Below are 12,572 nucleotides of genomic sequence, written 5' to 3'. Positions count from 1 at the left end.
GATCGCAGCGATTGCTGCGGTCCCCTCACTTGCCTTGCGATGGCCTGACTTCGGTAACGTGGCCCATCTTGCGGCCCGGGCGCGGCGCCCCCTTGCCATAGATGTGCACGGTCGCGCCAGGCACGCCCAGCCATTTCTCGTAGTCGTTGATCTCGTCGCCGATCAGGTTGGTCATCGTGACGACCTCGCCGTGCCGCACCGGTTTGCCGAGCGGCCAGCCGGCGATGGCGCGGATGTGCTGCTCGAACTGCGAGACGGACGCGCCGTCGAGCGTCCAGTGCCCGGAATTATGCACGCGCGGGGCGATCTCGTTGACCAGCACCTTCGGTCCGGTGCCATTGGCCAGCACGAACATCTCGACAGCGAGCACGCCGACATAGTCGAGCGCGCCCGCGATCTTTCCGGCAATGCTGCGCGCTTCCTCGGCGAGCGTGTCCGGGATCGGGGCCGGCGCGCGCGATATCTTCAGGATGTGGTCGCGGTGCTCGTTCTCGGTGACGTCGAAACACTCGACCTCGCCTGTGACCGAGCGTGCGGCGATCACGGAGATCTCGCGCTCAAAGGGCACAAAGGCTTCCAGGATCGCCGATTTGGTAGCGAGGCTGGTCCACACCTTGGCGATGTCGTCGCCCTCGCGGATGATGGCCTGGCCCTTGCCGTCATAACCGAAGCGGCGGGTCTTGAGCACGGCCGGAAGGCCGATCCTGGCGATCGCCTCGCGCAACGAGGCGACGGAAGTGACGTCGGCGTAGGCTGCGGTGCCGATCCCGAGGCGGGTGACAAAATCCTTTTCGGCAAGCCGGTCCTGGGTGGTCTCGAGGATCTTGCGATTGGGCAGCACCGGGCGGCGTGCGTCCAGCACCATCGCAGCGGCCGAAGGGACGTTCTCGAATTCGTAGGTGATGACGTCGACGTCGCCCGCGAACAGTTCGAGCGCTTCGACATCGGCATATTCGGCGCAGGTCGCGTTCAAGACGACGTCGAAAGCCGGCGAGTCCGGATCGGGCGAGAACACCTGGCAGCGCAGGCCGAGCCGTGCCGCAGCCATCGCCAGCATCCGGCCCAATTGTCCGCCGCCGAGGATTCCGATGGTGTCACCGGGCTTCAGCTTCACGTGCCGGGTGTCAGTCACGCCTTGCCCTCCGGGCGCTCAGCGACCGCCTCGGTCTGAGCCTTGCGCCAGGCGGCGAGGCGGTCGGACAAGGCCGGGTCGGACAGTGCCAGGACGGATGCTGCCAGCAGCGCGGCGTTGGTCGCGCCGGCCTTGCCGATGGCGAGGGTGCCGACCGGGATGCCGGCGGGCATCTGGACGATCGAATAGAGCGAATCGAGGCCCTTGAGCGACTTGGATTCGACGGGAACGCCGAACACCGGCAGCTCGGTCAGCGCCGCCGCCATGCCGGGCAGGTGCGCAGCGCCTCCAGCGCCGGCGATGATGACCTTGTACCCCGCGGCCTTGGCGCCCTTGGCGAAAGCAAACAGCCGGTCGGGGGTGCGGTGGGCCGAAATGATGCGGCTGTCGGCTGCAACGCCGAGCGCGGCGAGCGTGTCGGCGGCGTGCCGCATCGTGTCCCAGTCCGACTGGCTTCCCATGATGATGGCGATCGGCGCGGTCATGACGTTAATTGTGCCCGAAAAACAGAAGGATAGGCCAGATTAACGGTTCCGGCCGGCGGCTCGCAAGGCGGTGGCAAGGAGAAGGGAATCCACTATCCTGTCTTGGTGAATCCCCGCAAGCCTTCATTGAGCAGGATGCCCATGAAGAAACCAAAAAGGGCGCGTGCTGCGAAGGCCAAGGCGGGCCGGAGGACCAGCGCCGGCCGTTCCAAAGCCGCCCCGAAGCGTCCGGCGAAGCCGCTGCGGCGCGCCGCGGCGGGCGATGATGGCGCCAAGGAGACCCTCAGGGCGACGATCCGGGACTTGCGGACCAAGCTCAAGGCGGCGCAGCGCCGGGTCGCGGAGCTGGAAGCCGCGGCCGATACCGATTTCCTGCTCGAGATTCCCAACCGCCGCGGCTTCGAGCGCGAACTCGCGCGCGCTGTCGCCTACATGAAGCGCTACCGCGCCAGCGGGGCGCTGATCGTGCTCGACGTCGATCGGCTGAAGCCGATCAACGATTCGTTCGGTCATGCCGCCGGCGACGAGGTGCTCAAGGCGATTGTCGCCACACTGACGCGGCAGGTCCGTGCCTCCGACGTGGTCGGCCGGCTTGGGGGCGACGAGTTCGCGCTGCTGCTCTGGAATCTGAGCGAGACCGATGCCAAGGCGAAGGCCGCCGCCTTCGAACAGGCGATCGACGAATTGTCTTTCGTCTTTCGCGGCCAGCACGTGACCGCGGGTGCCTCCGTCGGTGTTGCGCTGCTGGGGGCGCAATCCGATGCAGGCCGCGCCCTGGAGGAGGCGGATGCCGCGATGTATGTGCGCAAGGCCCACCGGCGGCACGAGCCGCGGATCAGGCTGGTCAGCAGCTGATTCCTACAACGTGGCGAGATCTTCCGGCACGTTGCCGAATTTGCGCAGCAGCGTGGCGTCCCCGAATTCGCCGGTCATGGGATCGCCGCTGCGGCTGAACGCGACCGCACCGATGTGGCCTGCGCCATGCGACAGGGCCTCGGCGCGCCGCAACGCGGCCGTCGAACTCTGGCATTCTTCCGCTGCACCTGCGACAGGCGAGCCGTCGGCATCGATCAAGAAGGGCATTGCAACGTAATAGGTCACGTCCGACATGGCGTTGCTCCAAAGTTGAACTCAGGCGGCGCTGCTCTTGCTCCGCATCTTGCTGTGCGAGGTTTCGGGGATGCAGCCGGCGGAGATTGCCGCCTGCAATTCCTCCAGTTCGGCCTCCAGATATTCGTTGGCCATGATCAGCGCCTTGATCGTGCTGCGCAGATTGCCGTCGCACATCGCGATGGCCTGGTCGCAGGCCTGTTCATAGTGGCTGTTGTCGAGAAGGGCGGCTGTCGACATCTGCGTTTCCTCGGGCGTTCCTGGGGGCGTTGGGCACCCCAATGTTCTTATTTTGTTCTTTTCGAGTCAAGCGGATTCGATACCAGGTGGGCTTGTCGCGCAGTCTGTGGATCAGGCGATGATGTCGGGCGTGATCTGGTCTTCGATGAACGCGATGCGGTCGCGCAACAACAGCTTGCGTTTCTTCAGCCGCTGCAACCGCAACAGGTCGGGGGCGGGCGATTGATGCAATGCATCGATCGCCGCATCGAGATCTCGGTGTTCCTGCTGCAACCGGGTGAGCTCGGCTTCGAGCTCACGCTCGTCTTCATTGGTCATGTCTGCGGTGGCCGAAAACCGATAGGCGTGAGACTAAGGCTGTGGATGCCCTGTGGAAATTATCGTCCTTGCGCGGCGTGATCGCAAGCGATCTGCGCTCCTTGCTCGCCGATCTCCCGCAACATATTTCTGCGGGGGCGCCGAGCGACCGTGCAAGCGCATTGATATCACGGATTTTTCCGGCGCGGTTCCTTTACTCACGCTTCGTTACATATGAATTTTCAAAAATGAAGCTGCAATGACGGATACCCATCGACAGAACGAATCGGTGATGTAGACTTCGTTGTCCGGATCGAATCCTGAGGTTCAACCCTACCGAGGAGGTTTCGAATGACAATTCAGGCACATCTCGTTGAATTGGAACGGAAGCACAAACTTCTCGAAAACGAATTGCACGACGCTCTCGTGCACCTTTCAACAGACGACCTGCAAATTGTTGAGTTGAAGCGCCGGAAGTTGATGGTCAAGGACCAGATCGAGCGTCTGAAGCACGGCGACACGCTCCACTAGTAACCCCCATAACAGCGTAGAGTTGATCGTACCTTCCTTATGCAGGGATGAGAGTTATTGCGCTCGTCCCTGCTGCAAGGGAAGCATCGCACAACGTGCTTGCGCGATGCTTGGACCTGTCTGCGCTCTAGACCTCTGCGAGCTCGGCGACGTGATCTGCGATCGCGAGCGATGACGTCAGTCCAGGGGACTCGATCCCGAACAAATTCACAAGGCCTGCGACGCCGTGATCGCGCGGACCCTGCATCAGGAAGTCCTGCGTGGCCACCGCGGGCGGTACGATCTTCGGCCGGATGCCTGAATAGCTCGGCATCAACGCGCCGTCGGGCAGCGCCGGCCAATATTTGCGGATCGCCGGATAGAAGCGCTCGGCGCGTGACGGATCGACCTCGTAATCGATCGTCTCGATCCATTCGACGTCAGGCCCGAAGCGCGCCTGGCCGGCCATGTCCAGCGTCAGGTGCACCCCCAAACCGCCGGGTTCGGGCACCGGGTAGATCAGGCGCGAGAACGGCGCCTTGGCATTGCAGCTGAAGTAATTTCCCTTGGCGAGATAGGCCGGCGGAATGCGGTCCAGCGGCATGCCGTCGATATTGCGCGCCACCATCGTCGCCGACAGCCCCGCGGCGTTGACGAGCAGGCTGCATTGCAGCGTCATCGGCGCCGCGCCCCCGGCCTCGATCTCGATGACGCCGCCGGCCGCCTTGGCGCGGATCAGCGGGGTGCGGAACGCGAAGGCCGCGCCGGCTTCCTCGGCTTCGCCGCGCAGCGACAGCATGTAGGCGTGGCTGTCGATGATGCCTGTTGAGGGCGACAGCAGCGCGGCGTCGCAGGCCAGCGCCGGCTCCAGCGCGCGTGCCGCCTCGCCCGCGAGCAGCTGCATGTCGAGCACGCCATTGGCCTCGGCATGCGCCTTGATCGATTGCAGCTTCGCGGTCTCCTGTGGGCTGGTCGCGACGATCAGCTTGCCGCAATTCTTGTGCGGGATGCCGCGCTCGGCACAGTAGCGGTAGAGCGCGTGCTTGCCGGCGACGCACATGCGCGCCATCCAGCTCCCGGCGCGGTAGTAGATGCCGGCATGGATCACCTCACTGTTGCGCGAGGAGGTGATGGTGCCGATCGCCTCGGCCTCCTCGAGCACGATGACCTCGCGCCCGGCCTGCGCCAGCCTTCGGGCCACCGCGAGCCCGACCACGCCGGCTCCGATGACGACGCAATCGACGCTATCCATGGTTGTGCAGCATGTCCGCTGGGAGCGCCGGTGGCGTCAGACCTGGAGCGAATGGCGCGGGGCCGTTTTCCGTTAAGGAAGAATTTATCATGTCAGGCCAATTGCCGTATTTCACGTCACATTTTTCTGTTGCGCTTACAGGCGTTTACCCGATCCAAACCCGTGAAGCCAGACAATCCGACGTTGAAATCGCGGGTGGCTGATGGCTGAGAAGAACTGGCACGAGGGCAGCACGCTTCCGATTGCTGTGCAGGCCGTTGTGTGCCTCGCCGGCACGGTTGCGCCCGCGCGCGCCCTTGCGCTGTCGGACGGCTTTGCCGCGCCGAGCTATCTTGGTCAGCTCGACCCCAACGTGGTCTGGGAAGCCCTGATCGCAGGCATCGTCGTCTGCGCCTTCCTTGCCGCGATATCGCTGTGGATTCATTCCTCGCTGCGCCGGACCAGACGTTTGCAGCTGCGGCGCAACGCCTTCGTCTCCTCCGCCATGAACAATCTCAATCAGGGCGTGGTGATGACGGATGCGCAGCGCCGCATCATCTTCTGCAACGACCGCTATCTCGAGATCTACGGCCTGACGCGCTCGGATATCTGGCCTAACATGAACGGCTATGAGCTGCTCGACCTGCGACGCAAGCGCGGGGTGCTCGGCGGCGCCTCCGACGACGAGTTCTATGAGAAGGCGGCCAGCACCAATGGCCTGATCACCGAACTTCCGGACGGTCGGGCCATCCTGGTGAAATATTTCGTGCTGCCGAACGGCGGCTCGGTGGCAACGCATCTCGACGTCAGCGAGCAGCGCAAGCTGTCGCGGCAGCTCGCCTCGACCAAGCAGTTTCTCGAAACGTTGCTCGACAACGTTCCGGCCTGTGTGGCCGCGAAGAACATCGAGGACGGCCGCTATATCTTCGCCAACCGCGCCTATGAGCGGTTCTGGGGCTTCTCGCGCGACCACGTCGTCGGCAAGAACGCGCGAGAGCTGTTCGAATCCGCTTCGGCGGACAGCATCGAGGCGACCGACCGGGCAGCACTCGATTCGCCGGACGGCCAGTTCCGCAACGAATTCGAGGTCGACCGGGGCGGCGAGCGGCGCATGGTCGCCTCGATCCGGATCGTGGTCCGCAACGAGAGCAACAAGCCTGAATTCCTGATGCTCGTGTTCGAGGACATCACCGACCGCCGCTCGCTGTCGAAGGAGCTGGAGAGCACCAAGAAGTTCCTCGAACTGGTGGTCGACAACATCCCGGTGGCGCTGATCGTCGAGCAGGTCAAGGATGGCCGCTATCTGCTCGCCAACCGCAGCGCGGAGACGATCCTCAATCGCCGGCGCGAGGAAGCCACGGGCCTGACGGCGTCCGACATCTTCAACCCCAAGGAAGCCAAGCTGATCATCGCGCGCGACGAGGCCGCGATCAAGAAACGCGGGATGATCACCGAGGAGCATCCGATCTCCACCAAGGACGGCCTGCGGCTGTTCCTGACCCGCCGCGCCACCGTGCTCGGCGACACCGGCGAGCCGCAATATCTGATCAAGACCCACGAGGACGTCACCGACCGCCGGCAGACCGAGTCGCGCATGGCGCACATGGCCTATCACGACGGCCTCACCGACCTGCCGAACCGGGCGGCCTTCCTTCAGGCGCTGACCCAGATGATCGAGGCCTGCGAGGGTACCGACGAGGAGTTCGCCGTGCTCTGCGTCGACCTCGACGGTCTCAAGGAGGTCAACGACGTCTTCGGCCACGCACTCGGCGACAAGCTCCTGATCGAGGTGGCCCAGCGGCTTCAGGACTCCGCTCGCGGCGGCGTGGTCGCGCGCCTCTCCGGGGACGAATTCGGCCTCATCATCGACGGCAAGCAGCCGGATTCCGGCCTTGCGCTGGCGCGGCACCTCGGCGAAGCCGTCGCGAAGGAATTCCAGATCGACGGCCGGGCGGTCCGCGCCGGCGCCACCACCGGCATGGCGGTCTTCCCGCACAATGGCACCGACGGCGCCTCGCTGCTTGCCAATGCCGGTGCGGCGCTGTTCCGCGCCAAGCAGAAGTCCCGCGGCACGATCAGCCTCTACCAGCCGGAGATGGACCAGCAGATCCGCGATCGCCGCGTGCTGCATCAGGACTTGTCGATGGCGATCAAGAACGGCGAGCTCTCGCTTGCCTTCCAGCCGCAGGGGGCCGCGGGCGGCAGCGTCGCCGAGAGCGAGATCATCGGCTTCGAGGCATTGGCGCGCTGGCAGCATCCGGTGCGCGGCCAGGTCTCGCCGGCCGAATTCATCCCGATCGCGGAGGAAAGCGGCCTGATCGTCGAAATGGGCGAGTGGATCCTGCGCGAGACTTGCCGCGAGGCGGCGTCCTGGCCGAAACCGCTTCAGGTCGCGGTCAATCTGTCGCCGGCGCAGTTCATGCACGGCGACGTGGTTGGCCTCGTCCATTCGATCCTGATCGAGACCGGCCTTGCGCCCGGCCGGCTCGAGCTTGAGATCACCGAGGGCGTGCTGATCGAAGATTTCGACCGGGGTCTCGCGCTGCTGCGACGCCTCAAGGCGCTGGGCGTGCGCATCTCCATGGACGATTTCGGCAGCGGATATTCCTCGCTGAGCTATCTCCAGGCGTTCCCGTTCGACAAGATCAAGATCGACCGCGCCTTCATCATCAATCTCGGCCGCAACCCGCAATCGGCTGCGATCGTCCGTGCGGTGATCGATCTCGGCCACGGCCTCGACATGTCGATCATCGCCGAGGGTGTCGAGACGATCGAGCAGCTCGCCTTCCTCGCCAAGGAGGGCTGCGACGGCGTGCAAGGCTATCTCCTCGGCAAGCCGTTGCCGATCGGCAAATATGCCGGTCTGGTCGGTCGCGCAGAGGTCATGGAGCTTGCGCTCGAGACCGGCTAGAGCGTTTTCGAGCGAAGTGGACACCGGTTCGCGTCAAGAAAACGCGTCGAAATAGGAATTTGGAGCCATTTCCGTTCTGATTTCATCGGAACGGAAATCGTTCTAGAGATGATGGGGCGCTTCGCTCCTTCTCGACGGCCTCATGGCGGATTACGACCTTGCGATCATCGGCGGCGGTCTGAACGGTGTCAGCCTCGCGCGCGATGCGGCCGGCCGCGGTCTGCGGGTCGTCCTGTTCGAGCAGGGCGATCTCGGTGGCGCGGCGTCCTCGGCGACACCCCGGCTGATCCACGGCGATCTGTCGGTGCTGGAGCGGCGCGGGTTCTGCCGGGTTCGTCGGGCGCTGGCCGAGCGCCGGATCTGGCTCGCCATCGCGCCGCATCTGGTCCGGCCGATGCGCTTTGTGATCCCCGCGCATTCCGACGCGCGTCCGCCGTGGCTGCTGCGCGCCGGCCTGTTGCTCTATGACAGGCTCTCCAGCCCAAGCGGCCTGCCGCCATCAGCTTCCATCGACATCACGCATCATCCGGTCGGCAACGCGCTGAAGCGCCCGTTCGGCACGGCCTTTGAATATTCGGACTGCGTCGTCGACGATTCCCGCCTGGTGGTGCTCACGGCGCTGGACGCGGCCGAACGCGGCGCTGCGGTCCGGACCGGCGCGCGCTGCGTGCGTGCCGATCGAACCGACATCTGGCGGCTCGCGGTGGTCGATCGCGGCCATCGCCGCACCATCACGGCCCGGGCGCTGGCCAACACCAGCGGGGCGTGGGCGTCGACGGTCGCGGAGACGGTGCTGCGCCTGCCGCAACCCGCCGCAGCGCCCATACAGATGAGCCAGATCATCGTGCCCAGGCTGTTCGATTCCGACAACGTCTACGTCTTCCAGAACAGCGACGGACGCCTGATCTTCGCCTCCCCTTTCGAGCGGGAGTTCACGCTGATCGGCACTGTCACGAACGAGTTTACCGGCGATCCCGCCATCGTCGCGATGCGGGGGGCCGATGTCAGCTATCTCTGCAAGGCGGTCAGCCGCTATTTCCGCGAGCGCGTCGCCCCGGCCGATGTGGTCCGGACGGTCTCCGGGGTCAATCTGGTGCCGGCGTCCGCACGGCGAGGTCATGGCACGACTTTGTTCCACGCGCGCCGGCGCAAGGCGCCGCTGATCACGATGTTCGGCGGCGACGTCACCACCTCGCGTCTGCGCGCCGAGCGGGCGGTGACGAAGCTGACGCCGTTCTATCCGATGTCACCACCCTGGACTGCGGGGGCAGCGCTGCCCGGGGGCGATTTCGCCTGGGACCGTTTCGACACCGAAGTCGACCTTGCGCGCGATCGCTGGCGCTTTCTCTCCGAAGCGCAGGCCCAGCGCCTCGTCGCCGCCTATGGCTCACGCTTGGCCGTCGTGCTGGGGGAGGCCAAGACCCGCGGCGAGCTCGGGCCCGCCTTCGGGCCCGAGCTTACCGGGGCAGAGGTGCGCTATCTCATGACCCGCGAATGGGCGCGCTTTCCGGATGATGTCCTGTGGCGCCGGTCCAAGCTCGGCCTGACCATGCCGGCCGCGGATCGTGAGGCGCTGGCCGCGTTCATGGCGGGTGTGAACGATCCACCCCGACCCGGTTGAGCAAAAGCCGATCGAACGCTAGCGTGCGGCGGAATCGGGGTTGGCAGGAAACATGACGGACGAATTGCCGAAAACGCACGGCGCGACGGGTGCGGCCGATGGAGACGCGGTCGCAGCAGGCCAGCCGCTGCTGCGCATCGAGGCCGTCGCCAAGAGCTTTGGGACGTTCCGCGCCGTGGATGGCGTCTCGCTCGACATCAAGGCCGGCGAGTTCTTCGCGCTGCTTGGGCCCAGCGGCTGCGGCAAGACCACGCTGTTGCGCATGCTCGCCGGCTTCGAGGCGCCGGACGAGGGGCGAATCCTGCTCGGGGACAAGGACATCGCGCAGGCGTTGCCGCATGAGCGGCCGATCAACATGATGTTCCAGAACTACGCGCTGTTTCCGCATCTGTCGGTGCGCGACAACATCGCCTTCGGCCTGAAGCGCGCCGGGATGGCGCGCGGCGACATCGCCACCCGTGTGACCGAGATGGTCGCATTGGTGAAGCTCGAAGGGCTCGAGAAGCGCAAGCCGGACCAGCTCTCCGGGGGCCAGCGCCAGCGCGTGGCGCTGGCCCGCGCGCTGGCCCGCCGTCCGCAATTGCTGCTGCTCGACGAGCCGCTCGCGGCGCTCGACAAGAAGCTGCGCGAGAGCACGCAAGGCGAGCTGATGGCGCTGCAGCGCCGGCTCGGCATGACCTTCATCGTCGTCACCCACGACCAGGAGGAGGCGATGACGATGGCGAGCCGGATCGGCGTGATGAAATCAGGCAAGCTCGCGCAGGTCGCGAGCCCGCGCCAGCTCTACGAGGCGCCGCGCTCGCGCTGGATCGCGGAGTTCGTCGGCGACGTCAATCTGTTCGACGGCGAGTCCAAATTGCGCGACGGTCATCGTCTGATCATCGGCACGCGCGATGCGGGGGCGCTGGTGGTAGCCGAGCCGCGTGAGCCGGTCGGCGCGGGAAGATTGGCGGTCGCGATCCGTCCTGAGAAGGTCAAGCTGTCGCGGCACGGCCCGGTGAGCGAGGCCGGCCGTGAGACGGCGATCAACCGGCTCGATGGCGTGATCGCCGACATCTGCTATCTCGGCGGCACCACGACCTACAAGGTGAAGCTCGACGCCGGCGGAACGGTGCAGGCGTCCGTCGCCAACAATGCGCGCATCGACGTCGATGCCTACAGCCTGAACCAGCATGTGGTCGCCTGGTTCACGCCCGACGATTGCGTGGTGCTGCAATCATGAGCGCCCGCCGCATCTTCGCGCGCCCAGCGCGCTTCGCCGCGATCGCTCCCTATGTCTGGATGGTGCTGTTCTTCCTGGTGCCGTTCGCCTTCGTGCTGAAGATCAGCCTGTCGCAGACGGCGATCGCGCAGCCGCCCTACGAGCCGGTGTTCGATCTGACGGCGGGGTGGGACGCACTCAAGGCGGCCCTGGCCGCGCTGTCGTTCGATAATTTCAGGCTGCTCGCCTCCGACGACATCTACATGTTCGCCTATCTGCGCAGCCTCACCGTCGCCGTCACGGCGACCGCGCTTCTGCTCCTGATCGGCTATCCCATCGCCTATGGCATGGCGCGGCTGCCGAAGCGCTGGCAGGCGGTGGCGATGGTGCTGGTGATCGTGCCGTTCTGGACCTCGTTCCTGATCCGCATCTATGCCTGGATCAACATCCTCCAGCACGACGGCCTGCTCAACCAGATCCTGCTGGCGCTGCACCTGGTCAGCCAGCCCGTGGTCTGGCTCTCCACCGACAGCGCGATGTATATCGGCATCGTCTATTCCTACTTGCCGTTCATGATCCTGCCGCTCTACGCCACGCTCGCCAAGATGGAGCCGGCGCTGGAGGAGGCAGCCGCCGATCTTGGGGCACCGCCCTGGCAGGTGTTCTGGCTGGTCACGTTTCCGCTGTCGCTGCCCGGCGTCGGCGCCGGTGTGCTCTTGTGCTTCATCCCCATCGTCGGCGAGTTCGTCATTCCGGATCTTCTGGCCGGCTCCAATTCGCTGATGATCGGCCAGACCCTGTGGCTCGAATTCTTCACCAACAAGGATTGGCCGGTCGCCTCTGCCGCCGCCATCATGCTGCTGGCCGTGCTGCTGGTGCCGCTGTTGCTGTATGAGCGCCTGCAGAAGCGGCAGCTGGAACAGGGGCGCTGAGATGATGCGCAAGGCCTCCCGCCTGTCCCGCTTCAACGTCGCCTCGCTGGCGCTGGGACTGGCGTTCCTTTATCTGCCGATCCTCATCCTCGTCATCTATTCCTTCAACGCCTCGCGTCTGGTGACGGTCTGGGGCGGCTGGTCGCTGCGCTGGTATCACGAGTTCTTCAACGACCGCGCCATGATCGAGGCGGCCTGGATGAGCCTGCGGGTCGCGGTCTCCTCCGCGACCATTGCCACGCTGCTCGGCACGCTCGCCGCGGTCGCATTGTCGCGCGGCGAGCGGTTCCGCGGCCGCACGCTGTTCTCCGGCATGCTCTATGCGCCGCTGGTGATGCCCGAGGTGATCACGGGATTGTCGCTGCTGCTGCTGTTCGTGGCGCTCAACGCCGAGCGCGGCTTCTGGACCGTGACCATCGCCCATACCACGCTGACGATGTGCTTCGTCGCCGTGGTGGTGCAGTCGCGGCTCGGCTCGCTCGACCGTTCGCTGGAGGAGGCCGCGATGGACCTCGGCTGCGACCCGGTCCGCGCGTTCGTGTCCGTGACGCTGCCGCTGATCGCGCCCGCGATCGTCGCCGGCTGGATGCTCGCCTTCACGCTGTCGCTGGACGATCTCGTGATCGCAAGCTTCACCACCGGTCCCGGCTCGGCGACGCTGCCGATCCGGATCTATTCGGAGGTGCGTTTGGGGGTGAAGCCGGAGATCAACGCTATCTGCACGCTGGTGATCGCCCTGATCGCGGTCGTCATCGTCATCGCCTCGCTGGCTTCAAAATTGTCGAGCTCGCGGGGCGAGAGCGCAGCGCCGCTGTAGGATCGGGCTGTCATTGCGAGGAGCCCTTGCGACGAAGCAATCCAGAGTCTCTCCGCAGAAAGATCCTGGATTGCTTCGCTGCGCT

General features: G+C 65.3%; 13 protein-coding genes. 7 read left to right on the top strand and 6 right to left on the bottom strand.

All coding sequences use genetic code 11. From position 1 onward, the window contains the following. Positions 1–25: 25 nt before the first annotated feature. Positions 26–1,132: a 5-(carboxyamino)imidazole ribonucleotide synthase gene (locus tag AC066S_RS26205; RefSeq protein ID WP_126258806.1), complete on the bottom strand. Its 1,107-nt coding sequence runs from the start codon at positions 1,130–1,132 to the stop codon at positions 26–28. Further along, positions 1,129–1,617, bottom strand: coding sequence for a 5-(carboxyamino)imidazole ribonucleotide mutase (gene purE / locus AC066S_RS26200; RefSeq protein ID WP_126258807.1), 489 nt, complete (start codon positions 1,615–1,617; stop codon positions 1,129–1,131). Before purE ends, AC066S_RS26205 begins: the two co-directional genes overlap by 4 nt. Before the next feature lie 141 nt (positions 1,618–1,758). On the opposite strand from purE, the gene AC066S_RS26195 reads away from it, so the two are divergent. Further along, the gene (locus AC066S_RS26195; RefSeq protein ID WP_164718748.1) at positions 1,759–2,472 is read left to right on the top strand and encodes a GGDEF domain-containing protein; all 714 of its coding nucleotides are present in this window, start codon (positions 1,759–1,761) and stop codon (positions 2,470–2,472) included. 3 nt (positions 2,473–2,475) lie between these two features. On the opposite strand, the gene AC066S_RS26190 is transcribed toward AC066S_RS26195, so the two are convergent. From AC066S_RS26190 to AC066S_RS26180, 3 genes are all read right to left on the bottom strand, one after another. Then, on the bottom strand, positions 2,476–2,727 hold the full coding sequence (locus AC066S_RS26190) for a hypothetical protein (RefSeq protein ID WP_126258809.1): 252 nt from the start codon (positions 2,725–2,727) through the stop codon (positions 2,476–2,478). Positions 2,728–2,748: 21 nt separating this feature from the next. After that, positions 2,749–2,967 (bottom strand): hypothetical protein, encoded by a 219-nt coding sequence (locus AC066S_RS26185; RefSeq protein WP_135170770.1) that lies wholly within the window; start codon positions 2,965–2,967, stop codon positions 2,749–2,751. Positions 2,968–3,078: 111 nt separating this feature from the next. Continuing rightward, a complete protein-coding gene (locus AC066S_RS26180; RefSeq protein WP_008546179.1) occupies positions 3,079–3,285 on the bottom strand; it encodes a YdcH family protein in 207 nt (68 codons plus the stop codon). A gap of 330 nt (positions 3,286–3,615) precedes the next feature. On the opposite strand from AC066S_RS26180, the gene AC066S_RS26175 reads away from it, so the two are divergent. Then, positions 3,616–3,795 (top strand): YdcH family protein, encoded by a 180-nt coding sequence (locus AC066S_RS26175; protein ID WP_028138361.1) that lies wholly within the window; start codon positions 3,616–3,618, stop codon positions 3,793–3,795. 127 nt (positions 3,796–3,922) lie between these two features. On the opposite strand, the gene AC066S_RS26170 is transcribed toward AC066S_RS26175, so the two are convergent. After that, positions 3,923–5,026 carry an NAD(P)/FAD-dependent oxidoreductase gene (locus tag AC066S_RS26170; RefSeq protein ID WP_478270979.1) on the bottom strand — a complete coding sequence of 368 codons (1,104 nt, stop codon included), beginning with the start codon at positions 5,024–5,026 and terminating at the stop codon, positions 3,923–3,925. 202 nt (positions 5,027–5,228) lie between these two features. Between AC066S_RS26170 and AC066S_RS26165 the strand changes: the two genes are divergently transcribed. The 5 genes from AC066S_RS26165 (at position 5,229) to AC066S_RS26145 (ending at position 12,487) form a co-directional block, all read left to right on the top strand. Further along, positions 5,229–7,916, top strand: coding sequence for a sensor domain-containing protein (locus AC066S_RS26165; protein ID WP_478270978.1), 2,688 nt, complete (start codon positions 5,229–5,231; stop codon positions 7,914–7,916). Positions 7,917–8,058: 142 nt separating this feature from the next. Beyond that, entirely contained in the window at positions 8,059–9,537 is a 1,479-nt protein-coding gene (locus AC066S_RS26160) for a glycerol-3-phosphate dehydrogenase (protein ID WP_478270977.1), read from the top strand. A gap of 52 nt (positions 9,538–9,589) precedes the next feature. Then, entirely contained in the window at positions 9,590–10,759 is a 1,170-nt protein-coding gene (locus AC066S_RS26155; RefSeq protein WP_478270976.1) for an ABC transporter ATP-binding protein, read from the top strand. Next, on the top strand, positions 10,756–11,670 hold the full coding sequence (locus AC066S_RS26150) for an ABC transporter permease (RefSeq protein WP_126258814.1): 915 nt from the start codon (positions 10,756–10,758) through the stop codon (positions 11,668–11,670). Before AC066S_RS26155 ends, AC066S_RS26150 begins: the two co-directional genes overlap by 4 nt. 4 nt (positions 11,671–11,674) lie before the next feature. Further along, positions 11,675–12,487 (top strand): ABC transporter permease, encoded by an 813-nt coding sequence (locus AC066S_RS26145; RefSeq protein WP_478271025.1) that lies wholly within the window; start codon positions 11,675–11,677, stop codon positions 12,485–12,487. Positions 12,488–12,572: the final 85 nt, after the last annotated feature.

It is taken from the genome of Bradyrhizobium sp. CFUWI, from assembly GCF_056429085.1.
The sequence above is the reverse complement of the archived record's forward strand: the minus strand, read 5'-3'. Positions and strand labels throughout refer to the sequence as shown.